Source organism: Salinilacihabitans rarus, assembly GCF_024296665.1.
Taxonomy (GTDB): Archaea; Halobacteriota; Halobacteria; order Halobacteriales; family Natrialbaceae; genus Salinilacihabitans; species Salinilacihabitans rarus.
In genome coordinates, this window is record NZ_CP100762.1 from 2918029 (window position 1) to 2941677 (window position 23649).

The 23649-nt window shown below is 72.1% G+C and carries 25 protein-coding genes; 13 read left to right on the forward strand and 12 right to left on the reverse strand.

From position 1 onward, the window contains the following. The first annotated feature begins 40 nt into the window (after positions 1 to 40). Positions 41 to 400, forward strand: a complete 360-nt coding sequence (locus tag NKG98_RS15350) for a TRAM domain-containing protein (protein WP_254766892.1) — start codon at positions 41 to 43, stop codon at positions 398 to 400. Positions 401 to 449: 49 nt separating this feature from the next. Next, positions 450 to 2207 carry an archaeosine synthase subunit alpha gene (gene arcS / locus NKG98_RS15355; RefSeq protein ID WP_254766894.1) on the forward strand — a complete coding sequence of 586 codons (1758 nt, stop codon included), beginning with the start codon at positions 450 to 452 and terminating at the stop codon, positions 2205 to 2207. Here arcS and NKG98_RS19025 read toward each other — a convergent pair whose 3' ends face one another. Beyond that, positions 2208 to 2330: a hypothetical protein gene (locus tag NKG98_RS19025; protein WP_256558427.1), complete on the reverse strand. Its 123-nt coding sequence runs from the start codon at positions 2328 to 2330 to the stop codon at positions 2208 to 2210. Between the two features lie 186 nt (positions 2331 to 2516). On the opposite strand from NKG98_RS19025, the gene NKG98_RS15360 reads away from it, so the two are divergent. Further along, the gene (locus tag NKG98_RS15360; protein WP_254766896.1) at positions 2517 to 3113 is read left to right on the forward strand and encodes an HdeD family acid-resistance protein; all 597 of its coding nucleotides are present in this window, start codon (positions 2517 to 2519) and stop codon (positions 3111 to 3113) included. 25 nt (positions 3114 to 3138) lie between these two features. Here NKG98_RS15360 and NKG98_RS15365 read toward each other — a convergent pair whose 3' ends face one another. The 6 genes from NKG98_RS15365 to NKG98_RS15390 form a co-directional block, all read right to left on the reverse strand. Then, positions 3139 to 4818, reverse strand: coding sequence for a bacterio-opsin activator domain-containing protein (locus tag NKG98_RS15365; protein WP_254766898.1), 1680 nt, complete (start codon positions 4816 to 4818; stop codon positions 3139 to 3141). Then, positions 4815 to 5294, reverse strand: coding sequence for a response regulator (locus tag NKG98_RS15370; RefSeq protein WP_254766900.1), 480 nt, complete (start codon positions 5292 to 5294; stop codon positions 4815 to 4817). The genes NKG98_RS15365 and NKG98_RS15370 overlap by 4 nt, the downstream gene beginning before the upstream one ends. Further along, positions 5291 to 5626 carry an ATP-binding protein gene (locus NKG98_RS19060; protein ID WP_304612842.1) on the reverse strand — a complete coding sequence of 112 codons (336 nt, stop codon included), beginning with the start codon at positions 5624 to 5626 and terminating at the stop codon, positions 5291 to 5293. The genes NKG98_RS15370 and NKG98_RS19060 overlap by 4 nt, the downstream gene beginning before the upstream one ends. A gap of 110 nt (positions 5627 to 5736) precedes the next feature. Further along, a complete protein-coding gene (locus tag NKG98_RS15380) occupies positions 5737 to 7341 on the reverse strand; it encodes a hydantoinase B/oxoprolinase family protein (RefSeq protein ID WP_254766902.1) in 1605 nt (534 codons plus the stop codon). Further along, positions 7338 to 9386 (reverse strand): hydantoinase/oxoprolinase family protein, encoded by a 2049-nt coding sequence (locus NKG98_RS15385; RefSeq protein ID WP_254766904.1) that lies wholly within the window; start codon positions 9384 to 9386, stop codon positions 7338 to 7340. The genes NKG98_RS15380 and NKG98_RS15385 overlap by 4 nt, the downstream gene beginning before the upstream one ends. 93 nt (positions 9387 to 9479) lie before the next feature. After that, positions 9480 to 10493, reverse strand: a complete 1014-nt coding sequence (locus NKG98_RS15390) for a Cdc6/Cdc18 family protein (RefSeq protein ID WP_254766906.1) — start codon at positions 10491 to 10493, stop codon at positions 9480 to 9482. Between the two features lie 100 nt (positions 10494 to 10593). Here NKG98_RS15390 and NKG98_RS15395 point away from each other — a divergent pair, with 100 nt between their 5' ends. The 9 genes from NKG98_RS15395 (at position 10594) to NKG98_RS15435 (ending at position 18072) form a co-directional block, all read left to right on the forward strand. Continuing rightward, complete coding sequence (locus NKG98_RS15395; protein ID WP_254766908.1) at positions 10594 to 11310, forward strand: sugar phosphate isomerase/epimerase family protein; 717 nt, start codon at positions 10594 to 10596, stop codon at positions 11308 to 11310. 1027 nt (positions 11311 to 12337) lie between these two features. Continuing rightward, positions 12338 to 12724, forward strand: coding sequence for a DUF7971 family protein (locus NKG98_RS15400; protein ID WP_254766910.1), 387 nt, complete (start codon positions 12338 to 12340; stop codon positions 12722 to 12724). Positions 12725 to 12839: 115 nt separating this feature from the next. Beyond that, a complete protein-coding gene (locus tag NKG98_RS15405) occupies positions 12840 to 13319 on the forward strand; it encodes a hypothetical protein (protein WP_254766912.1) in 480 nt (159 codons plus the stop codon). A gap of 61 nt (positions 13320 to 13380) precedes the next feature. After that, entirely contained in the window at positions 13381 to 14490 is a 1110-nt protein-coding gene (locus NKG98_RS15410) for a glycosyltransferase (protein ID WP_254766914.1), read from the forward strand. Between the two features lie 65 nt (positions 14491 to 14555). Further along, a complete protein-coding gene (locus tag NKG98_RS15415) occupies positions 14556 to 14909 on the forward strand; it encodes a hypothetical protein (protein WP_254766916.1) in 354 nt (117 codons plus the stop codon). Between the two features lie 48 nt (positions 14910 to 14957). Then, entirely contained in the window at positions 14958 to 15236 is a 279-nt protein-coding gene (locus NKG98_RS15420) for a ubiquitin-like small modifier protein 1 (RefSeq protein ID WP_254766918.1), read from the forward strand. Between the two features lies 1 nt (position 15237). Beyond that, a complete protein-coding gene (locus NKG98_RS15425) occupies positions 15238 to 15495 on the forward strand; it encodes a MoaD-like domain-containing protein (RefSeq protein ID WP_254766920.1) in 258 nt (85 codons plus the stop codon). Between the two features lie 5 nt (positions 15496 to 15500). Further along, positions 15501 to 15878, forward strand: coding sequence for a DUF8048 family protein (locus NKG98_RS15430; RefSeq protein WP_254766921.1), 378 nt, complete (start codon positions 15501 to 15503; stop codon positions 15876 to 15878). A gap of 55 nt (positions 15879 to 15933) precedes the next feature. Then, positions 15934 to 18072, forward strand: coding sequence for a glycoside hydrolase family 32 protein (locus NKG98_RS15435; protein WP_254766922.1), 2139 nt, complete (start codon positions 15934 to 15936; stop codon positions 18070 to 18072). A 16-nt stretch (positions 18073 to 18088) separates the two neighbouring features. Here NKG98_RS15435 and rpl12p read toward each other — a convergent pair whose 3' ends face one another. Further along, positions 18089 to 18415, reverse strand: coding sequence for a 50S ribosomal protein P1 (gene rpl12p / locus NKG98_RS15440; RefSeq protein WP_254766923.1), 327 nt, complete (start codon positions 18413 to 18415; stop codon positions 18089 to 18091). Between the two features lie 126 nt (positions 18416 to 18541). On the opposite strand from rpl12p, the gene NKG98_RS15445 reads away from it, so the two are divergent. Further along, positions 18542 to 18838, forward strand: coding sequence for a thiamine-binding protein (locus NKG98_RS15445; RefSeq protein ID WP_254766924.1), 297 nt, complete (start codon positions 18542 to 18544; stop codon positions 18836 to 18838). 3 nt (positions 18839 to 18841) lie between these two features. On the opposite strand, the gene NKG98_RS15450 is transcribed toward NKG98_RS15445, so the two are convergent. The 4 genes from NKG98_RS15450 to NKG98_RS15465 form a co-directional block, all read right to left on the reverse strand. Beyond that, positions 18842 to 19837, reverse strand: a complete 996-nt coding sequence (locus NKG98_RS15450) for a CapA family protein (protein WP_254766925.1) — start codon at positions 19835 to 19837, stop codon at positions 18842 to 18844. 79 nt (positions 19838 to 19916) lie between these two features. Further along, positions 19917 to 21260 carry a glycoside hydrolase family 68 protein gene (locus tag NKG98_RS15455; RefSeq protein ID WP_254766926.1) on the reverse strand — a complete coding sequence of 448 codons (1344 nt, stop codon included), beginning with the start codon at positions 21258 to 21260 and terminating at the stop codon, positions 19917 to 19919. Positions 21261 to 21332: 72 nt separating this feature from the next. Then, entirely contained in the window at positions 21333 to 22493 is a 1161-nt protein-coding gene (locus NKG98_RS15460; protein WP_254766927.1) for a CAP domain-containing protein, read from the reverse strand. A 168-nt stretch (positions 22494 to 22661) separates the two neighbouring features. Continuing rightward, positions 22662 to 23648 carry an alpha/beta fold hydrolase gene (locus NKG98_RS15465; RefSeq protein ID WP_254766928.1) on the reverse strand — a complete coding sequence of 329 codons (987 nt, stop codon included), beginning with the start codon at positions 23646 to 23648 and terminating at the stop codon, positions 22662 to 22664. Position 23649 lies beyond the last annotated feature (1 nt).

Genomic DNA, 23649 nt, shown 5'->3' on the forward strand with positions numbered 1-23649 from the left:
TACCGGAAGGGCGAAGTTCCGCCGGCGGCGTCGGTACCGTATGATCGGAACGGGATCGCTCGCGATCGGCCTCGTCGTCGGCGTCGTCGCGGTCGCGTGGGCGCTCCGGCGGCTCCGCGGCCGGCCGTCGGCCGACGAGCGCGCGTCCGCGCGCCGCCACCGCGAGGCGCAGGCGCGTGACCCGCCGGTCGAGATCGGCGACGAGTTCGAGGCGGGGGTCGTCGACTTCTCCCGGCACCACTCCGGCGAGCGCCACGCCGTCTGCAAGGTCGAGGGGTTCGTCGTCTTCGTCGAGGACGTTCCCGACGACCTCGAACGGGCGGACGCGATCCGCGCGAAGGTCCTCTCGTTCAACCGCGGGCACACCTCGGCGACGGCGACGTTCCTCGGACGGGCGTGACTCGCCGGCTATCGATAGCCTCTTTCACGCTCCGCCACCCAGTTCGGGTATGACCGACTACTTCGAGATCCACGAGCGCGACGGGGCCGCGCGACTGGGCGAACTCCGCCTCGAGTCGCCGCTCTCGACCCCGGCGCTCGTCGACGACGTCCTCGTCGACGCCGGCAGCCTCTGGTCGGCCGACCGCGAGGTACCCGACGGCGACGAGTCGCGGCTCACGGTCCTCCCCCACCGCGGGTTCCCCGGCGGCACCGCCGCCGAGGTCCGCGAGTCGTTCGCCGTCGACCACCCCGACGTCGACTACCCGAGCGCGGCCGTGATTTCCAGCGAGTCGCCCGCGGATCACGGAACGGACGCCTACGTCGTCTCCGACGTCCAGTCGATCGTCGGCCACGGCGAGGCGCTCGTCGAGGCCGTCGTCCGGGTCCGCGAGGCGATTCCCGCCGACACCGCGCTCGTCTGCTCGGGCGTCGCGACCCCGCGGAACGTCGCCGTCCTCGCGTACGCCGGCGTCGACGCCGTCGACGCGACGCGGGCGGTCGTCAAAGGGACGCAGGGCAAGTACCTCACGACCGAGGGCGAGTACTTCCTCGAGGACCTCGACGAACTCCCCTGCTCGTGTCCGGCCTGCCGGGGTCCGCGCGAGGACTTCTCCCGCGAGGACTGCGTCGAACACAACCGCAACGCGCTCGCGGCCGAACTCGCGGTCGTCCGCCGCCGGATCCGCGACGGCCGCCTGCGCGACTACGTCGAGGGGCAGGCCCGCCACGAGCAGTGGCTCACGGCCGCGATGCGCGAACTCGACTCGCAGTGGTCCTACCTCGAAGAGCGCACGCCGATCCTCCGCGACGCCGCCCTCGACGCCGCCACCGAGGACGCCCTCCGGCGGGTGGAGATCCAGCGCTTTGCCGACCGGGTGACGACGCGCTACCGCAACCGCTTTGCGAACCCGCTCGTGCTCGTCCCGTGCTCGGCGCGGAAACCCTACAGCGAGTCCCAGAGCCACGAGCAGTTCCACCGCGCGATCCAGTGGCGCGCCCACCTCGTCTCGATCACGAGTCCCATCGGCGTCGTCCCGCAGGAACTCGAGACGACCTACCCCGCCCAGCACTACGACACCGTCGTCACGGGTCGGTGGTCGGAAGACGAGAAGCGGTTCGTAAGCGAGGCCCTCCGGCGCTACCTCGAACGCAACGAGTACCCGCGGATCGTCGCGCACGTCCCCGACGAGGGCTACCGCGACGTCGTCGAACGGGTCGAGGCGGAACTCGACCTCGACGTCGAGTACACCGTCCCCGAGGGCGGCCACCCCACGGACGACGACTCGCTATCGAACCTCTCGGCGGCGCTGTCGGGCGAACTCAAGTACTCGAAGCGCGAGCGCGAGCACAACACCGTCCGCGCGATCGCGGACTACCTGCTCGGCGACGGCGCGGGCGACGCCCTCTTCGACGACGTCCGGACGACGAGTCGCTATCCCCGCCTGCAGGTCCGCGACGCCGACGAGACCCAGCTCGCGACGATGGTCCCGCAGTACGGCACCCTCTCGTTCACGCTGGAGGGGGCCGAGCGCTGGGTCGAGAGCGACGCCCCGGTCAAGCGCGTCGAGATCGACGGCTTCGTCCCGCACGGCAGCGTCCTCGCGCCGGGGGTCGTCGACGCCGACGAGGAGATCCGGGTCGGCGACGAGGTGGTCGTCGAGGGGCCGAAGGCGTTCGGCGTCGGCCGCGCCGAGATGTTCGGCCGCGAGATGGTCGAGAGCACCCGCGGCGTCGCCTGCGAGATCCGCCACGTCGAGGAGACGTAACTACTCCCGCTCGCCCGGACACGCCTTCAGCAGGTGCTCGCGGTAGACGGGCGCGGGGACGGATGCGCCACAGGCCTCGCACTCGATCCGTCGTCCCTCGTGGTCGCGGCGCTCGTCGCTCACGTCCACGCCGTCTCCGCCGCGACGGGTAACGGTTTCCCCGCCTCGCCGCCGTCGGGTCCCGTCTCCCCTCGTCGACCGCCCTCGCCCCCGTTCGTCCCGGTTTCGGACTGGTCCGTTTGCCCGACTTACTGTCAACCGAGCTATCTGTTTTATCATCTCACACGTCGTACGACTAGTGTGGTTACAATGAGCACAGTTACTCCCGACGCCGACTCCCCCGGCTACTCACTCCGGACCGGCTGGCGCACCCTCGCGCTCGCCGGCGGTATCGTCGCCCTCCTCGGCATCGCCGCGATGGCGTTCCCGTTCGTCTCGAGCATCTCGGTCGCGATCGGACTCGCCGCGGTATTTCTCGTCTCGGCGGTCGTCCACGCGGCCCACGCGTTCACCGCCCGCGGCTGGCGCGGCAGGCTGTGGCAACTCGCGCTCGCGGCGATCACCGCCATTGCCGCCGTCGTCTTGCTCGCGAACCCGATCCTCGGCCTCGCGAGCCTGACGCTCCTGCTCGTCGCCTACCTGATCGTCGACGGCGCGGCGGAACTCTGGATGTCGGCCCGGATGGCCGGCGAGTCCGGCCGCGTCGGCATCGCCGCCAGCGGCGCGATCTCGCTCGTCCTGGCGGCGATGCTCTGGATCGGCTTCCCCGCCGACGCCGTGTGGGCGATCGGCCTGCTCGTCGGCGTGAGCCTGTTCGTGACCGGCCTCTCGATGGCGTTCGTCGCCTACGCGGGCCGCGCGGTCGACGACACCGCCCGGGCGCCGGCCCAGCCCCGCGGCGCCTGAGCATCCGGGCCTCCCTCTTTTCCCCTTACTCCGAGCGTTCGCTCTCCTCGGCCTCGCCGAAGACCTCCTCGAAGAACTTCCGCTCGGCCGCCCGGAGGTGCTGGGTGAACGTCGCCGGCGAGATGTCCAGTCGCTCGGCGACCTCCTTGCCGCTCGTCGTCCGCGGCCACTCGAAGTACCCCGCCGCGACGGCCGTCTCGAGGGCGGCGTGTTGTTTCTCCGTGAGCTTCCGTTCGAGGGTCGCGTACTCCGGGAGCCGGTTCTCGTCGCGCTGGATCGTCCGCTGGGCGACGTACTCGACGCCCGCGAACGCGCTCTCGACCGTCTCGATGAACTGGCCCGTGTCGCTGCGCTGGGGGAGTTCGACCACGACCCGGAACTCGCCGTCGTCGACGGTCGCCGACTGCACCCGGCCGCCGTGGGTCGCGACCGTCTCGAACAGCGGCACCTCCCGCGAGGCGATCAGTTCGAACTCGTAGTCGGTCCGCCCCTGCGTGAGCGCGCGCATCTCCTCGAGGAAGTCGGTTCGCTCGACGGCCTCCGCGAACGGCTCCCGCGGGACGTCCGTCGCCGAGCCGTAGATCAGCGTGTCCTCGCCGCTGCGGATCAGCCGCTCGAACCGCAGGCACCCCTCCTCGGCCGCCGAGAGGTCGACGAGCGGCTCCGCGACGCCCCCGACCCGGAACTCGAGTTCGAGCGCCGCGTCCGTCAGCAGCGCGTCCTTGCGTTCGAGCGCGGTGATCGCGTGGCCGACGATCTCCCCCAGTCGGGCGAGGACCTCGACTTCGGTCTCGGAGAACGCGTCGGGCGTGCCCGCGTAGACGTTGAGCACGCCGTGGAGCAACTCCCCGTAGACGATCGGGATCGCCGCCGACGACCGGTAGCCCCGCTCTCGGGCGTCCTCGCGCCACGGTTCGAACGACGGGTCCGTCTCGATGTCGCGGACGACCTGCAGTTCCTTCGTGCGGACCGCCTCCCCGGCGGGGCCGCGTGCGGTCGGGCTATTGTCGACCGTGACCGTGATCTCGTCGAGGTACCCCTCCTCGACGCCGGCCGAGACCGTCGGCGTCACCTGCTGTCGGCCGGGCGCCACCTCGCCGATCCAGGCGAACCGGTAGGCGTCCGACTCCGCGAGGCGGTCACAGACCACCTGTTCGAGCTCCTCCCGCGTCGACATCCGGATGACGGCGTGGGTGACGTCCTGTCCGATCCGGTTGAGCCGGTTGAGCGCCTCTAGCTGGCGGCGCCTGCGGGCGCGCTCGAGTTCCTGTTGCTTGCGCTCGATCGCGTGCTGGATCGAGCGCACGAGCAGCGCGCTCGTCACCTCGTCTTTGACGAGGTAGTCCTCGGCGCCCCGTCCGATCGCCTCGATCCCGGTCCGCTGGTCGCGCAGGCCCGTGAGGACGACGATCGGCGCCTCCTCGTCCGCGCTCTCGACGGCCTCCAGCGTCTCGAGGCCGTCGCTGTCGGGCAGGTTCAGGTCGAGCAGGACGACGTCCGGGTCGTGCTCCTCGAGGTACTCGAGGCCGTCGGCCAGACGGTTCTCGCGGTGGATTCGGGGACGACCCGCCGTCGACCGCTCCGGATCGATCCGCCGGGGGAGTTCGCGGACGTCGCTCAGCATCTCCTCGATGAGGCGGGCGTCGCCGGGGTTGTCCTCGACGAGGAGGACGTCGAGTTCGTCGTCGTCGTTCGCGTCGGTCATTGCGGATCCCCGTTCGGCGGGAGGCGCACGACGCTGAACCAGAAGGTCTCGAAAGACCGGATCGTGTCGATGAACGCCTCCGGGTCGATCGGCTTCGTGAGGTAGGCGTTGGCGTGGTGTTCGTACGACTTCACGATGTCCTCCTCCGCTTTGGAACTGGTCAGGACGACGACCGGGATGCACTTGAGGTCGTCGTCGCTTTTGAGTTCCGCGAGCACCTCGTCCCCGTTCTTGCGCGGCAGGTTCAGGTCGAGGAGGACGAGGTCCGGCCGGGGGGCGTCCGCGTACTCGCCCTCCTGCCGGACGAACGAGAGCGCCTCGACCCCGTCGGTCGCGACGTGGAGGTTGTTCTCGATCCGCCCCTCCTTGAACGCCTCCCGCGTGAGTCGAACGTCGCCGGGGTTGTCCTCGACGAGGAGGATATCGATCGGCTCGCCGTCATCGCCCGCGTCGGGCGCGTCGTTCTCGTCGGTCATCGGCGCACCTCCGCCGCCGCCGGGAGCGCGACCGGGAACGTCGACCCCTCGCCGGGGTCGGACGCTACGCGAATCTCGCCGCCGTGGCGCTCGACGATTCGCCGACAGAGCGCCAGCCCGATCCCCGTCCGCAACACCAGCGTCTCGCCGTCCGGTCGGAGTTCGAGCGCCTTCGCGTACTCGCAGTCGAGCGTCTCCGCGACGGCGGTCGCCTCCGCCAGCAGTCGGTCGAGGGACCCGGCTTCGAGCGCCCGCTGGCCGAGGTCGGCCACGACCTCCTGCTGGCGAATCCGGGTGCGTAGCTCGGCTTCCCGCGGCGGCCTGGCGGTCATCGTGGAACTGTCGTCACAAGAGGCCGCGAGTACGTGTAAATGTAGTGCTCACCGTGGGGGCGTCTCACTCGTTTCCGGCGCCGTGGCCGCCGCGGACCGGCGGTCTCCGGTCACCGGTCGTCGGTCACCTTCCCGTCTCGGCGGTCGCGCTCGCGCAGGTCGGGGTCGCGCGCGTCCGGGTCGCCGTGGCCGCCGCCGCCGGGCGTGCGGACCGCGACCACGGTGCCGGGGGCGACGTCGACGGTCGTCTTCGGCGCCACGACCTCGCCGTCGATCAGGTTCTCGCCGCGGGCGCCCGGTTCGCCGCCGTCGACGCCCCGCGGCGGGTGCCGGCGGCGTTCGGTGAGCAGCGAGACCGTCGCCTCGGCCTCGACCCGGACGCGCCGTTCGAGGCCGAGGCCGCCGCGGTGGGCGCCGGCCCCGCCGCTGTCCGGGCGCAGGGCGTAGCGCTCGACGCACAGCGGGTACGCGGATTCGAGCGCCTCGACCGGCGTGTTGAGCGTGTTGGTCATCCCGACCTGTACGCCGTCGGCTCCGTCGCCGCCGGCGCGGCCGCCGGCGCCGCCGCCGACGGTCTCGTAGTAGGTGAACGAGCCGTCGCGGGCGCCGATCGTGAGGTTGTTCATCGTCCCCTGACCCTGCGCCGGGACCCGTTCGGGGGCGGCCCCCGCCAGCGCGAGGAAGACGACGTCGGTCACCCGCTGGCTGGTCTCGACGTTGCCGCCGACGACCGCCGCGGGCGGCCGCGGGTTCAGCAGGCACCCCTCCGGCGCCGAGACCGTCACCGGCTCGTAACAGCCCGCGTTCGGCGGGATCTCGGGGTCGGTCAGACAGCGGACGACGAAGTAGACCGCGCTCCGCGCGACCGACGGCGGCGCGTTGAGGTTCCCGTCGACCTGCGCGGCGGTGCCCGCGAAGTCGACCTCGATTTCGCTCCCGTCGACCGTCGCGGTCGCGTGCACCTCGACGTCCTCGTCGGTGACCCCGTCGCCTTCGAGGACGTCAGTCGCCTCGTAGACGCCGTCCGGGAGGGCGTCGATCTCCCCCTCGATCCGCTCGCGGGAGTAGTCGATCACGGCGTCGAACCCCTCGCGCACCCGGGACGCGCCGTGTTCGTCGAGCAGTTCGTCGAGGCGGCGCTCGGCGCGCTCGTTGGCCGCCAGTTGCGCCCGGAGGTCCGCGCGCCGCTCCTCGGGGCCGCGCACGTTCGCCAGCAGCAGCGAGAACAGGTCCTCGTCGCGCTCGCCCTCGCGGACGAGCCTGATCGGCGGGATCCGCAGCCCCTCCTGGTGGATCTCACGGGCGCCGGCCGGCATGCTCCCGGGGGTCGACCCGCCGACGTCGGCGTGGTGGGCCCGCGAGACCGCGTAGCCGAGGATCTCGCCCCGGGGGGCCAGCGGCGAGACGATCGTCACGTCCGGGAGGTGCGTCCCGCCGGCGAACGGGTCGTTGAGCGCGAACGCGTCGCCGGGGCGGGGGTCGCGCTCGACGACGGCGTCGACGGCCTCCGGCATCGCCCCGAGGTGGACCGGGATGTGCTCGGCCTGGGCGACCATCCGGCCCTCGCGGCCGAACAGCGCCGTCGAGCAGTCCCGCCGCTCCTTGACGTTCGGGGAGTAGGCCCCGCGGATCAGCACCTGCCCCATCTCCTCGGCCGCGCTCTCCAGTTGGTTGCGGAAGACTTCCAGCGTGACCGGGTCGAGCGCGTCGCTCACCGCGGCCCACCTCCGTCGGCCGCGTCCGTCCCGTCCCGCTCGCGGTCGAGCACGAGCGCGCCGTCCCGTCGCACGCTCGCCCCCCAGTCGGGCGGGACGACGGTGGTGCTCTCGGCTCGCTCGACGACCGCCGGGCCCGCCACCGACGTCCCGGGCGCGAGCGCGGCACCGTCGTACATCGCGGTCTCGACGGCCCCCGCGCCGGGGAACCGCGCCTCGCGCTCGCCGCGGCGGGCGTCGCCCGCGCCCTCGCGGCGGATCTCGGGCGCGGCGCGGTCGATCGTCGCGGTCGCGCGCAGGGTGACGACCTCGACCGGCGCGTCGAGCGCGTAGCCGTAGGCCCGCTCGTGGCGCGCGCGGAACCGGCGTGCGACCGCCTCGGGGTCGAAGCCGTCGACGGGCACGGTCAACTCGAAGCTCTGGCCCTCGTACCGGCAGTCGGCCGCCAGTTCGACGCGCGCGGCGTCGGGCTCCGTGGCGTCGGCCAGCGCCGTCTCCGCGAGGTCGTCGTAGACCGACTCGACGGCCTCCGGGTCGGCCTCGGCGAGCGTCGTCCCGACCGTCCGGAGGGCGTCGTGGGTCTCGTCGGCCGCCAGCAGCCCGTACGCCGAGAGGACGCCAGCCGGCGCGGGGACGATCACCCGCTCGATATCGAGGCGGGCGGCGAGCGCGGCGGCGTGCATCGGGCCGGCGCCGCCGAACGCGACGAGGTCGAACTCCCGGGGGTCGCGGCCGCGCTCGACCGTCACCGACCGGATCGCCCGGGTCATCGTCGCGTTCGCGACGCGGAACGCGCCGCGGGCGGCCTCGGCGGCGCCGTCGAGGCCGGCTTCCTCGGCCAGCCGTTCCAGCGCGGCCCGCGCGGCCGCCGGGTCGATCCTCAACTCGCCGCCGAGGGCGGTCTCCGGCCCGACGTACCCGAGGACGACGTCCGCGTCGGTGACCGTCGGCCGCTCGCCGCCGCGGCCGTAGCAGGCCGGGCCGGGGTCGGCGCCGGCGGACTCGGGGCCGACGCGCAGCGCCCCGCCGGCGTCGGTCCAGGCGATCGAACCGCCGCCGGCGCCGACGGTGGCGACGTCGACCGTCGGCGTCCGGATCGGGACGGCGCCGATTTCGACGTCGGTCGTCCGCTCGGCCGCGCCGTCGCGGACGAGGCTCACGTCGGTCGAGGTGCCACCCATGTCGAAGCTGACGGCGTCGGCGGCCGCCTCGCCCTCGCCCTCGCCCTCGCCGGCGGTCGCCGCGGCGCCGACGACGCCCGCGGCGGGGCCGGACAGCGCCGTCGCCACGGCGCGCTCGCGGACGGCGTCGGCGGTCGCGACGCCGCCGTTGGCCTGCATCACCAGCGGCTCCGGGACGTCCACCTCCCGGGCGCGCTCGGTCAGTCGGCCGAGGTAGCCCTCGACAGCGGGCGCGAGGTAGGCGTCGGCGGCCGTCGTCGCCGTCCGCTCGTACTCGCGAAACTCCGGCAACACCTCGTGGGAGGCCGACACCGGCACGTCCAGTTCCTCGCGGAGGACGCTCGCCGCGCGGCGCTCGTTCTCGGGGTGGGCGTAGGCGTGTAAGAAGCAGACCGCGACGCTCTCGGCGTCGACGGCCTCGATCTCCGCGGCGATCGCCCGGACCTCCTCGGGGTCGACCGGCCGCTCGACGCCGTCGACGGTCGCCCGCTCGTCGACCGCGAACCGGCGGCGCCGCGGCACGAGCGGCGCCGGCTTCTCCGCGTCGAGGTCGTAGAGGGCGGGTCGGTCCTGTCGGGCGATTTCGAGGACGTCCCGGAAGCCGGCGGTCGTGACGAGCGCCGTCCTCGCGCCGGCGCGTTCGAGCAAGGCGTTGACCGAGACGGTCGTCGCGTGGACGAACGAGTCGATCCCCGCCGGTTCGATCCCGGCGCGGCCGCAGGCCTTCCGGATCCCGTCGAGCACGCCGACGCTCTGGTCGGCCTCGGTGGTCGGTACCTTCGCCGTCGTCAGCGAGCCGTCGACGTGCAGGGCCACGTCGGTGAACGTCCCCCCGACGTCGACGCCGATTCGTACGTCCGTCATCGCCCGCGCGTTCGGTCGCGGGCCGTCCGGCTGTCGATCACGGTCGCGACGAACGGTTCGCGCGCCCATAGCCGTTCCGCCGTCCGACCGGGCTCACCGGACGCCCTCGTCGACCAGCCGGTAGGTTCGCCCGCGCTTCTCGCCGACGGCCTCGATCAGGTCGTAGTGGACCATCTTCGTCAGGTAGTTGCGCAGCGTCCGGCTGGTCTTCGGGTCGTCGACGCGGCGCTCGTACTCGTCGTAGAGGTCGCCGGGGGCGATCTCGCCGGCCTCGGCGATCACGTCGTAGAGCACCCGCTGGTGTTCGATCAGCCCCTCGACGGTCTTCCGGCGGATCGCGGTTCTGGCGTTCGGCACCGCCTCAGCCAGCACCTCGTCGGTGATGCGCTCGTCGCTGCGGCGGTCGGCAAGCCGCGCCGCCGACCGGAGGACGCCGATGGCCACCCGGGCGTCGCCGGCCGCCGCGTCCGCGATCGTTCGCAGCTGGGCCTCGGTCACGACGTCGGGTTCGAGCCCCTCGGTCGCCCGGCGTTCGAGGATGGCCACGAGTTCGTCGGTGCCGTAGCGGTCGAACTGCACCCGCGTCCCCGCGAGCAGGCGCGAGCGCACCCGGTCGTCGAAGCTCGCGAACAGTTCCTCCTCGCGGTTGGCGATGCAGACGAGCGAGACGTGGCCCAGCCGGTTGAGGTCGTACAGCGCCTCCGTCTCCTCTAGCTGGTCGACCTCGTCGAGGATCGCCACGATCGGCCCCTCGTCGACCCGCCGGAGTCGCTCGAACAGTTCGTCCTTCGGCGTCGAGCGGTGGACGTCGAACGACCGGTCGGTCGCCTCGAGCAACCGGTAGAGCACGCGAAACCGGGTGTACTCCTGCCAGCAGTTGACGTAGGCGACGCGGACCGCCGGCAACTGCTCGCGCAGGCGGCCCACGGTGTAGCGGGCGATGCAGGTCTTGCCGACGCCGGTCGGCCCGAACAGGAACGCCGTCTCCGGCCGTTCGTCGTACAGCAGCGGCTCTATGGTCTCCGAGAGGTGGCTCACCTCGTCGTGGCGGTGGACCACCTCGCTCGGCACGAAGTCCTCGCGGAGGACGCGCCCGTCGACGATCACACCCTCCCGGTTTTCCCTCCAGCCCCTTAAGCGACCGCGCGCCGTTTCCGAAATTCCGATACCGCCGCAGCTTTTCCCTGCCGCCGGGCGACGGTCGCGCATGGACGTCGCCGTACAACTCTACTCGCTTCGCGGCCTCGACCGCCCGACCGCCGACCTGCTCGACCTCGTCGCGGACACCCCCGCCTCGGGTGTCGAGTTCGCCGGCGTCGACGACCCGGACGCCGTCGCCGACGCGCTCGACCGCACCGGCCTCGCCCCGGTCGCCGCGCACGTCCTGATCGATGATCCGGAAGCCGACCTCGCGGGCGTCGCCGAAACGTACCGCGCGATCGGCTGCGAGACGGTCGTCGTCCCGTGGCTCGACGCCGAGCACTTCGCGGAGCCGGCCGCGGTCGACGCGGCCGCCGACCGCCTCTCGCGGCTCGCCGACGAACTCGCCGCCTACGACCTCGACCTCGCCTACCACAACCACGATCAGGAGTTCACGGCCCTCGCCGACGGGGACGCCTTCGACCGCCTCGCGGCCGGCCTCGACGCGGGCCTCGAACTCGACGTCGGCTGGGCCGTCGCCGCCGGCCGCGACCCCGTCGCGTTGCTCGACCGCCACGGCGACGCGGTCGACCTCGTCCACCTGAAGGACGTCGACGGCGACCGCCCCTGCGCGCTGGGAACCGGCGACGTGCCGCTCGACGCCTGCGTCGACGCCGCCCGCGCCGCCGACGTCGAGTGGTCGATCTACGAACACGACGAGCCGGCCGACCCCGAGGCGGCGCTGCGCCGGGACGTCGACCGGGCGACGGCTCTGCTCGAGTAGCGCCGCCCGGGCCGACCGTTCGCGCCGTCTCGCCCCGTCGTCGGGCGCGGTTTCGTCGCGTCGCACCCGGTTTCGTATCGCAACATTCGATTTATCAGGCCCGCCCCGATCGGCCGACGGACCGCCGAGAGGCACTCTCGCGGCCGCGTGGGCCCGGATACCGGCGACAGGTGCGACGTCGGCGTGGGTCGGGGCGAGGGGACCCGGCGCGCGGATCGACTGCTTTCGAGGCTTCGAATCCGGGGGTGCGGGGCGACGGACCGGGTTCCACGCGCCGCGACGATACGTCGGGGTAGCTTGCGGCCCGGTTTCGCGGGTTCAGTTCGGTCGGCTGAGAACGCACGCGCGACCGGCCGCTCTCGGAGTCGCCCGTGTGCGGGGGCCGTACGCTGTCGCCTCCAGTTGGGGTACTGCCGAATCACGGCCGTCGTTCGTACGCCGGGGTCCGACCGTGCCGTCGGCTCGCGGGAAGAACGCGACCGGACGGGTCGGGCCGTCGAGAGAAGCCCGCGGGAGTTGCGGTAGGTGGTGTGTCAGAATGACGGCTCCCGGGGCGTCCCGACGGTGATTTCGTGGTAGTATAAATCCGGGGGTCGATTTATCCCGGTATTATAGTCGTTGAATTTATCACCGGCCGATTTCCGCCGCCCTCGGTTCGGTTCGCGCGGGTAATCTCTCACTTCCGGACTCGCGTGGCGGCATCTCCGACCTCGGGCGCAGAATCGGCGCGGCGAAACGGTTCGCCGGGCGCTTCTCGGCGGTCGGTCGTCGCCCGGCGAACAGTCGTCGTCGCGTCGGTTCGCCCGGTGAGAGCCGCGCTCGCCACAGACGGACGAGCGAAGCCGTGACGCCGACGTTTCGGGACCCGCTCAGTTCGGGCCGGTGTGGAGATAAACGGCATACCGGTATATCGAATCGCGCCGGTGTCGCCGGGCGCGGCGCCTCGAAGCCGGCGGCCCGCCGGGTTCGACGGCCGTCGCTCCCCGGATCGGGTGGTTTCTTGACCTCGGCGGCGTTACTTCCGGATATGGACGGAGTGTCACTCGGTGTGCCGGAACCGCTGCTCGAACGCCTCCCCGAGGACGGCGACGACGCGGCGACGGACATGCAGCAGGCGGTGTCGGGGTGGGAGACGCGGCTCAACCGCGCGATCGAGGAGGCCGACGACGAGGCCGAGGCCGCGGGGTACGTCCTCGACGCGGTCGAGCGGTTCGAGGACCGTCTCGAGACGTACGACGAACTGGTGCCGGAGTTGCGCGCGTGGGGGCAGTCGCCGATCTACGCCATCGCCTGGCGGACCCTCTACGCCGACCTGATCGCCCAACTGTACGAACACGAGGACCTCGCGGCCCACCTCGACCGCGAACGGAACGCGCGGCTGGTCGAGGACGGCATCCGACTGCAGGACCTGTAACCCCGACGCCAGTTCCGCCGCCGGGATCGACCGCGCCCTCCGGTCGCCTCGGCCGGCGTTGCACCGATCGAGCGAACCCACAAAGCCTTTGCTCTCGGCATCGCTAGCTATCCTCGTGCCGACCAGCGACGAGACCGACACCGCCGGGGACGACCTCGACCTGACGACGCGGCTCCGCCGACGCGTCCTCCCGACCGTCCACCGGATCAAGGAACCCTTCGGCGGCTTCGCGCAGTGCACCCAGCACCCCGCCGAGTACGTCGGGACGGTCCACCGCGAACTGCGGGAGTTCCACTCGGAGCTCGAGGCGATGGAGTTCGACCCCGAACCGGTCGCCTCGCTGAAGGTCCACGAGGACGGCCACTTCTCCGCCGGAAGCTGGGTCAGGCGAAACTCGCCGCTCGCGAAGTGGCAGCTACACGTCACGCTGTTCCGCGAGCAGCGCCACGAGATCGAGGTCTTCGCCCACCGCGAGTACTCCTGGTTGCGTCACCCGTACAAACACTACACCGGAGAGGGCTGGGACACGACGGGCGGCGTCGAGCGAATGCGGTCGCTGCTGTCCGATCACGGCGTCACGTTCGTCGTCGACTGAGCCCGGACCGCTCGTTCACCCTACACAATATATTCGTCCCTCGATACCCAAGCGGCCGACGATGACGCGAGTCGACACCGTCGCGGCGTTCACCGATCTCTACCTGCCGACGGTCAACGGCGTCACGTACACTGTTCAACTCTGGCGCGAGCGCTGGCCTCGCTTCCGCGGAGCGATGCCCGTCGTCTACCCCGAGATGGACGGCCACGAGCCCCGGGACGGCGAGTACCCGATCCCGAGCGTGCGCGCGCCGCTGTACCCCCAGTACCGCCTCGGCCTCCCGACGATCCCCGAGGACATCGGGTCGCCCGACCTGGTTCACGTCCACACGCCTTTCACCATCGGCTTCGCGGGCATCCGCTTCGCCCGCAAGCACGACCTCCCCGTCGTCGCCTCCTATCACACCCTGCTCGACGACCGCGCCGACCAGCACGTCTCCGGCAACGTCCTCGACGGCGTCAAGCGCACCTGCCGGCTGTACGAACGGTCGTTCTTCGAGCGCGTCGATCACGTCACGGCGCCGACGGCGTTCGCGCGCGACCACCTCCTCGAGGAGGTCGACGCCGACGTCGAGGTGACCGTCGTCTCCAACGGCATCGACACCGACTTCTTCCGGCCGGTCGACCCGACCAGCTTCCGCGAGCGCTACGACCTCCCCGACGACCGCCCGATACTCGGCTACACCGGCCGCCACGGCGAGGAGAAGAACATCGGCGAGGCCATCGAGGCCGTCGACGGCACCGACCTCGTGCTCGTCGTCGGCGGCGACGGCCCCGCCCGGGAGGACCTCGAAGCGAAGGCCGCCGAAGCCGACGCCGAGATTCGATTCCTGGGGTTCCTCGACCGCGAGGAACTCCCCGCGTTCTACTCCGCGCTCGACGTCTTCGTCTTCCCCAGCCCCGTCGAGACCCAGGGGCTCGTCGCGCTCGAAGCGACCGCCTGTGGCACCCCCGTCGTCGCCGTCGACGAGGGGGCGCTCACCGACTCGGTGATCCAGGGCGAGACCGGCTACCGCTACCGCCGGGGGAGCATCGGCGACCTCCAGTGGGCCGTCGCCAGAACTCTCGACGAGCACGACCGCCTCTCGGACCTCTGCCGGCGCCGCCGGGCGATGCTCTCGGTTGAGCACTCGCTCGAACAGCTGTCGCGGATCTACGACGACCTCGCGTAGGACGGTAAAAAGCCCGTACTGGGCGGCCCCAGCGTTCAAATCCTCGCGGCCCCTTACCGGACGGCATGGAGTACGCCGTCTCCCGCGAGGGAACGACGCTCGTGACCCTCCACGAGGGGACCGACACCACCGCCCGCGCCGCGGCCACCGAGGAGTTCGCGACCCAACTCGAAGCTCTCGCCGCCGCCGACCGCATCGCGGACTGGGCGGTCGCCGACGCGGACGTCTACGAGCACCCGACCGCCCCGTTCGACCCGTACACGATCACCGTCTCGTTCGCCGTCACGGTCGCCGTCGAGGCCGAAGACGCCGACGCCGCCGCGGTCGCCGGCGCGACGGCGATCGACGAGGCGCTCGCGGCCGCCGACGCCGACGCGCTCTCGTACACCTCGGAGGCGACCGCCTCGGCGGCGTCCTGACGGCGCCGACCGCCCGGACTTATGGTCTCCCGCGCCGACCCTTCGTGCATGGAACTCGACCTGCGGTTTTTCGCCACCTTCCGCGAGGCCGTCGGCCGGAAGGAACTCTCGCGGGAGTTCGACGACGACGCCTCCGTCGGCGACGTCCTCGCGGCGCTCGAATCGGAGTACGGCGGCCTCGACGGGCAGTTGCTCGCCGACGGCGAGATCCGGCCGCAGTTGAGCGTGCTGAAGAACGGCCGCGACGTCGTCCACATGGCCGGCGTGGAGACGTCGCTCGAAGAAGGCGACCGACTGTCGGTGTTCCCGCCGGTCGCGGGCGGCTGACATGACGCGCATCGAGCGGTCGTTTCGCGGCATCTCCGAGCGCCTCGCGATCCACTACCTGACGAACCTCGGGGGCGAACGCGTCGACGACGCCACCGTCGAGGGCGACGGCTGGACGGCGACGCTCTCCTCCGAGCGCGTCGACATCGGCCCGACGCTGTCGCTCACCGAGGTGACCGTCGTCTTCGAGGGCGACGAGGAGACCGTAGAGCCGCTGGTCGAACGATTCGCACAGAAGGCGATGCGGGCGGGTGGCTGACGGCGATGGCGGGCGATCCGATCGAAGGGCAGGTCCTGTTGCTCGCGGCGGCGAAGGCGAGCGTCCCGCCGACGCGGCTGCCGGAACTGGTCGACCGCGTGCGGGACGAACTCGACCCCGGGGTCGAGCGCTACCGCCGGGAGTACGAGTGCGTCCACGAGGACGACGAGCGCGCGGCGTTCCTCGTCGAGTGGGGCCACTGGGAGGACGTGGGCGAGCGCCTCGGGTTCTCGCGGCGGGAGGTCGCCGCGGTCCGGCGCGCCCACGAGGAGCAACTGCTGCGGATCGGCCGCCGGGCGGGCCGCGAGGCGGAGTTCGAGACCGCCCTCGAAATCCGAGAGCCGGTGATCGTGGCGACGGAAGCGGACGCGGAGACCGAGTGAGGCGCGTGCCCCCGCCGAGAAACGTTTTTACTCGCGACCGAGAGAACCCTACGGCATGAGCGACGAGCGCCGGGTGGCCTGCCTGTACCTCGAGACGCAGTCACGGGAGCAGCGGGCCGCCGTCGAGTGGGCGAGCGAGGCCGGCGAGGTCGAGGCCGTCCCGATGGCCGCGGTCCGCGACGGACGCGCCGACCTCGCCGCGTACGACGTCTGCTGGTGGCACCGCGACGCCCCCCTGTCGGTGACCGACCGCGTGGCCGCCTGCCGGCCCGCGATCGAGTCCTATCTGGAGGGCGGGGGCGGTCTGTTGCTGACGCTGCACGCCCTCTCGGCGGTCGCCGCCTGGGGGATCGACCCCGTCCCGCCGGACGCCGCCGGCCGCGAGGAACTGCCCGAGCCGACGGGCTACCTCCGGAAGGCCATCTACGCCGACCACCCCGTCTTCGACGGCTTCGAGCGCCTGCGCGTGCCGACGCGCGAGCCGACGCCGTCGAGCCCGTTCGCCCGCTACGAGCGTCTGCTCCCGGAGCGCGCCGACGTGCTCGGCTGTACGGTCCGCGGCCCCGACGACGTCCCCCACGAGGCGACGCTGTTCTCCTGGCGGGTCGGCGACGGCGCCGTCCTCGGCGCCGGGACGGCGCTCGCGTTCGCCGGCGACGCCGACCACGCCGGCAACGGCCGGCGGCTGGTCGGGAACGCCCTCCGGTACCTCGCGGGCGACGCGGACGGCGGGGGCTCGCCCGTCCCCACCGGCCGACCGAAAGCCGCCGCGGGCCTCCGGGCCATGCGCGCGGCGCTCGCGGACGACCCCCACCGGCCGCGTTACCACCTCGCGCCGCCGGCGAACTGGCTCAACGACCCCAACGGCCTGTTCGAGTGGAACGGCCGCTACCACGTCTTCTACCAGTACAACCCCGGCGGGCCGTACCACCACGCGATCCACTGGGGGCACGCCGTCAGCGACGACCTCGTGCGCTGGCGGGACGAACCCGTCGCGTTGACGCCCTCGCCGAACGGACCCGACCGCGACGGCTGCTGGTCGGGGTGTGCGATCGACGACGACGGCGTCCCCGCCCTGCTCTACACCGGCGGCCGCGACCGGAAGCAGTTGCCGTGTCTCGCCACCGCGGCCGACGACGACCTGCGGTCGTGGCACAAGCACGACGCCAACCCGATCATCGACGCCGCGCCGGCCGACCTCGACGTCCTGGAGACCGACCACTGGGCCGCCGAGTTCCGCGACCACTGCGTCTGGCGCGAGGACGGGACGTGGTACCACGTCATCGGCTCCGGCGTCCGGGACGTCGGCGGCGCGGCCCTGCTCTACCGGGGCGAGGACCTCGAAAGCTGGGCGTACGTCGGCCCGCTGCTCGTCGGCGACTGGGACGGCGCCGGCGAGGTCTGGGAGTGTCCCGAACTGCTCGACCTCGGCGCGCGCGACCTGCTGCACGTCTCGAACTACGAGGAGGTGCGCTACTTCCTCGGCGAGACCGACCTCGGGACGGGCACCTTCGAACCCGAGGAGCGGGGGCTGCTCGACTACGGCGACTACTACGCCCCGCAGTCGATGACTCTCTCGGACGGTCGGACCCTCACGTGGGGGTGGCTCCCCGAGGCCCGGTCGGCGGCGGCCCAGTGGGACGCCGGCTGGTCGGGGACGCTCTCGCTGCCCCGGGAACTCTCGCTCGGCGAGGACGGGACGCTCCGCCAGCGCCCCGCGGCGGAACTCGAGGCGCTGCGGGGCGACCCGCTCGTCGACGCGACGCTCGCGCCGTCGGCCGGCGAGCCCGTTTCGGTCGCCGACGGTCGCGCGCTCGAACTCGCGCTCGAAGTCGGCCTCGGAGGGGCCGAGGCGGTCGACCTGCGCCTGTTCGAGACGCCCGACGGCGCCGAGCGGACGGTCCTGCGGTACGACGGCGAGTCGGTCACGGTCGACCGGCGTCGGTCGAGCCGCGACCCGGAGGCGACCGAGACCGCACAGTCGATGCCGGTCGACGCCGACGGCCCGCTCTCGCTGCGGGTCTTCGTCGACGGCTCCGTGATCGAGGCCTTCGCGAACGAGCGCCGCTGTCTCACGAGCCGGGTCTACCCCACGCTCGCCGACGCGACCGGCGTCTCGCTGGCGGCCGACGGCGGCGACGCTCGCGTGGCGTGTACGGTCTGGCGGCTCGAGGGCGCGTGGGACCCGGAGTGAGCCGACGGCGCCGGCGTCAGCCGAACAGGTCGCCGAGCCCCTCCGCCGACACGTCCTCCGCTTCCTCCTCGGGTTCCGCCTCCGCTTCGGGCTCTTCTTCCTCGGCTTCGGCCTCCTCGGCCTCGGCGTCGGCTTCGGCCGGCTCGGCGGCGCCCGCGGCGGGGACGGCCGTCGCCTCGGCGACCGCTTCGTCGATGTCGACGTCCGCCAGCGCGGCGACGAGCGCGCGGACCCGCGAGTCGTCGACGTCGGCGCCGGCCGCCTCCAGGACCGCCGTCACGTTCTCCTCGGTCACCTCCCGGTCCGCCTCGTGCAGGATCATCGCGGCGTAGACGTACTCCATGGCTCCGCGGGCTCTTCCACCGAGGACCGCCTTAGAGCTTCCACCTTGCGGGTCGCCCCGCAAAGGAACTTGGCCCCGGTCGTGGTACGTCCGGCGGACGGCCCCGTATCGCCGTTCACTCCACCCATGACAGCCATCGCCAGACTCGAGGTCGTTCCGATCCGCGAGCAACGCATGTCCGAGGACATCGCCGCGGCGCTCGACGCCGTCGAGGCGTTCGACGTAACGTACGAACTGACGCCGATGGGAACCGTCCTCGAAGCCGACGACGCCGGCGAGATCTTCGCGGCCGCCCGCGCCGCCCACGACGCGATCGACGAGGATCGCGTGCTCACCTCGCTGGAGATCGACGACCAGCCCGACCGCGAGCAGGACCTCGGCGACCGGGTCGAGGCCGTCGAGCGCGAGCGCGGGCGCTCCTGACGCTTACGCCCCGAACGACAGCACGAGTTCCTCGCCGTCGCGCTCGAACTCGGTCCCGAACGGTTCCGATAGCTCCCGCATCCGCTCGCGGCTCCACCTCGCCGCCTCCGGTCCCGCCCGCTGGACGCGGCAGTCGTCGATCTCCGTCGGGAGCAGGCGGAGTTCCGTCGGCCGACCCTCGTCGTCCGCCGACAGTTCGAAGAGGAAGCCGCGGTCGTTTCGCAACCCGGGGTCGACCGCGTAGTCGTCGACGAAGTCGCCGGTGTCGTAACAGATCGGCGTTCCGTCGTACGCCTCGATCCCCTGGAAGACGTGGGCGCTGTGGCCGTGGACGACGTCGACGCCCTCGTCGACGAGCCAGCGGGCGAACTCGCGGAACGGCTCGGGCGGGGTCGTCCGCATGTTCGGCCCCCAGTGCAGCGAGGCGACGAGCAGGTCCGGATCGGCGGCCCGCGCCCGGCCGAGCGCCTCGCGGACGATCCGGCGGCTCCGGTCGTCGCCGGCGTCGATCTCGACCCACGCCGTCCCCGGCGAGTCCTCGTCGGCGGCGAACTCGGGCGTGTTGTCGGTCAGCGAGACGACCGCGACGTCGAGGTCGCCGGCGTCGAAGGTCGCGGGGTCGAGCGCCTCGTCGAGCGTCCGCCCGGCGCCCGCGCGGGCGATGCCCGCCCCGTCGAGGTGATCGAGGGTGTCCCGCAGCGCCGGCTCCTCGTAGTCGAGGACGTGGTTGTTCGCGAGCGCGCAGGCGTCGACGCCCGCGCGGGAGAGCGCCGGGACGGCCCAGTCGGGGTCCGCGCGGAAGTGAAACGGCCGGCGGGTCCGTCGCCACGGCCGCCCGCGCGTCGAGAGACAGCACTCGAGGTTGATCAGCAGGCCGTCGAGGTCCCGCAACCGGTCGTGGACGTCGCCCCAGACGGCGTCGACCGGCCGGCGTCGCTGGCGCCGGTCGACGACGCGCCCGAGCATGACGTCGCCGGTGAGTCCGATCCGGGCGACCATCGCGGCTCCGTTCGCCGCGAGGGGGGAAAAACCGTCCCCGTACCAGTCGGGGCGGCGACCGGTTGGGCGTCGCCTTCGGCTACGGATACGAGTATTCGTACGTCGCCGTCTCTTCTCCGCCCTCTCCGCCGAGCCGTCCGTCCGCGACGAGGTCGCCCAGCAGCGGCGGCAGGTCGTCGTCGCCCGCCGGCAGGTGCCAGTGGGCGAGTTTGCCGAGGAGTCGGGTGCGGTCGCCGTCGAGGCGCAGACGCATCGTCGGCGCCACGGTGCCGCCGAACCGGCGCAGTTGCTCCTCGCCGGGGAGGGTCCCGACGTCGTCGATGCCGAGGCCGCCGAGGTCGTAGTAGTTGAAGAAACTCGAAACCAGCAGTTCGCCCGCGTGCTCGTAGGCGAGCCACGAGTAGGTCTGGTACGGCGCGTTCGCGGGGTTGGTCAGCACCAGCCCGGAGCCGTTCAGCGGCCGGTACGGCCCGCGCAGCGAGTCCGCGACGAAGCCGTACAGCGCGTCGTGCCCCTCGAGGTCGGGCGCGAACGTGTGCAGGTGACTCGAGACGAAGAGGTGGTAGCGGCCGTCTCGCTCGACGACGTGGGGGCGCTCTAGCTCCTGATTGACCCCGACGGCGTCGAGGATCGGCTCCTCGAAGACCCAGTCGGTCGGGTCGCCGGTCGGCGACGTCGCGAGGCCGACCGAGCCGTTGAACGCCTGTCGTGCGGGGTCGCCGTCGGCGACCGCGGCACCCTCGGGGACGGGCGTGTTCGCCTCGAACAGGAGGTGGGTCTCGCCCGTCGCGGGGTCCTCGTAGAACCACGGGTCGCGGAAGGTGTAGATCATCCCGCGCGATTGCGCCTCGGTCTCGTAGCGGTCGCCGTCGGCCGCGAGCAGGATCTCGTGGTCGAACGGGCCGACGAGTTCGAGGCCGTCCCCGTCGGCGTCGATCCGGCCGCCGGCGCCGACGGCGATGCGCTGGTGGTAGGTAAGGTCGGCCTCGTCGCGGAAGCCGGCGGCGGTGTAGAAGAGGGACACGGTGCCGTCGTCGTCGTACAGCGCCGAACCGGCCCACTGCCGGGAGCCCAGGGCGCGTCCCGCCTCGAAGACGGGCCCGCCCGCGTGCCAGCGCTCGCCGTCGCGGGAGTAGAAGTACCGGATCGTCGCGACGTCGTGGCGTTTGCCCGGCAGGCAGTCCGCGGGGGCGGTCAGCGAGAAGATCACGCGCCAGCCGTCGACCTCGGCGATCGAACCGTCGCGCTCGCGCAGGAACCACGTGTCCCAGACGTGTACGTCCGGGGCCGGGTCGGCCGCCGGCGGGTAGACCACGGGGGCGGTGTTCGAAGGCGTCCGTTCGATTCGCTCGGCCTGCTCGCGGCTCCAGCCCGACCGCGCGCCGAACCCCGGCGCCGGGTCCGGGTCGTCGTCGACACTCATAGGCCATCGACCGCAGCGGGGCGAGTTAAACGTTTACTCGCGTCCGAGTCGCCGTTAAAAGGAGGGTCGCGATCAGTTGCAGTTCGAGCCGAAGTTCTGGGTGGCGTACAGCCGGCCGTCGTCGGTGACCGCGACGCCGATGCCCTCGGCGTCCCAGCGCGAGTCGAGCAGGTTCTCGCGGTGGCCGGGGCTGTCCATCCACTGCTGGACGCTCTTCTGGGCGACGGTCTCGGGGTCCTCGCCGGCGTGGTAGTTGTAGAGGGCGTTCTCGCCCCAGGCCTGACAGGTGACGCCGGCGCGGTCGTAGCGGTCGCCGACGGTCGACCCGTCGGAGCCGGTGTGCGAGAGGAACCGGTTCTCGGCCATGTCCTCGCTGTGCGCGCGGGCGACGGCGGCGAGGTCCTCGTCGTACTCGAGCGCACGGAGGCCGCGGTCGGTCCGCACCTCGTTTACCTCCTCGTGGATGGCGCGCTCGACCTGCTCCTCGTAGCTCAGTCCGTCGGCCGCGTCGTCGGTGTCGTCGGAGTCTTCGGGCTCGTCGGCGTCGGTCCCGTCGGAGTCTTCGAGTTCGTCCGCGTCGTCGGTCCCGTCGGAGTCTTCGAGTTCGTCCGCGTCGTCGGTCCCGTCGGAGTCTTCGAGTTCGTCCGCGTCGTCGGTCCCGTCGGAGTCTTCGGGTTCCTCGACGTCGGTCGAGTCGTCGGCATCGTCTGCGTCGTCGTCGACCTCGTCGTCAGCCTCGTCTCCCTCGTCGTCCGTCTCGTCGTCGTCGGACTCTTCGGACTCGTCCGCCCCGTCGTCGTCAGCGCCGTCGTCGGCAGGTTCGTCGGCGTCGCCGAAGTCGAAGTCGAACTCGAAGTCGTCGAAGGCGTCGAAGCTGTCCGAATCGTCGACGCCGACGGCGTCGTCGTCCCGATCCGTCGTGATCCAGTCGACGTCCACGACCGAGTCGCCGGACGCGCCGACGTCGACCTCGACGTCGAGGTCGCCGGTCTCGGTGACCGTCTCGACGGCGCCGTCCTCGGCGACGCCGTCCAGCAGGCTATCGACCCAGGCGAGGTCGACGTCGATCCGGTCCGCGAGCGCGTCGTTCGTTCCGTCCGTCGCGTCGTCCACACTCGCCGTCCCGGCCGCGGCGGCCGTCGGCGCGAGCAGACCCGCGAGGAGCAATCCGATACCCAGCCAGCACAGCGTTCGCGTCGCTGTCCGGCCTCTGGCGTGCAGTTCGCGTGCCATACGACTCCACCATTCGCTTTCGTTACTATGAACGTTTTCGAAGTAAAGTTAGATAACTTTCGGCGATACTCACTAAAATATTTATATCGTCGAAGACACGTGTCGCCCCGGCGGACGAACAGTCACCGTTTCATCGGGCGCGGCAGGGTGCCGCTGGAAGACGGTCGTTCACTCCGGGAGGAACTCGACGATGGCGTCGCTCACCCGCGCCGGACGGTCGACGTGGACCCAGTGGCCGGCGTCGGGGAACCGTTCGACGCGGACGTCGGTCGCGTACCGGTCGAGCCCCCGCGTCCGCTCGACGGCGAGCGCGGCGTCCCGCTCGCCCCACAGCACGAGCGTCGGCGCCGTCACGGGGTCGACCGGGTCGACGAGCCGCGGGCCGACGAGCGGAATCGCGCCGGGCAGGTGCTCGGGGACGGTCCTCCGGACGAACGCCCGGTAGTAGCCGAGCGCCGAGCGCAGCGCGCCCGGGCGTCCCATCGCCGCCGCGAACCGGCGCACGTCCTCGTCGGTGAACGCGTCCTCGCGGACCGTCCCCTCGCGGAAGAGGCGTTCGAGCGCGCGGAAGTCCCCCGCGCGAAGCCCGGCTTCCGGCAGTCGGGGGAGCTGGAAGTACAGCACGTACCACGACCGGGCGAGTTGTTCGAGCGAGAGTTCCCGGACGCCCTCGAACGGATGCGGCGCGTTCAGGACGACGAGGCGGTCGACGGCGTCGGGGTGAGCCGCGGCGGTCGCCCACGCGACGGCGCCGCCCCAGTCGTGACCGACGACGTGGGCGCTAGCGTCCGCACTCTCGCCCTCGCCCTCGCCCTCGCGGGCGACGGCCGCGATCAGGCCCGCGACGTCGCCGGCGAGGCGGTCGAGCCGGTAGGCGTCGATTCCGTGGGGTTTCTCCGAGCGGTTGTAGCCGCGCATGTCGGGCGCGACGACGCGGAAGCCGGCGTCCGCGAGCGCGGGAAGCTGGCGCCGCCAGGTGTACCAGCACTCGGGGAAGCCGTGCAGCAGGACCACGAGCGGGCCGTCCTCGGGGCCGGCCTCGACGTAGTGCAGGCGGACGCCGTCGGCGATCACCTCGCGGTGGGTCACGAGGGCGTCGACGTCGACCGCGGGACGGTCGGCCGTCGCCCGCGCGCTCCGAGTCGGTTCGGGCATA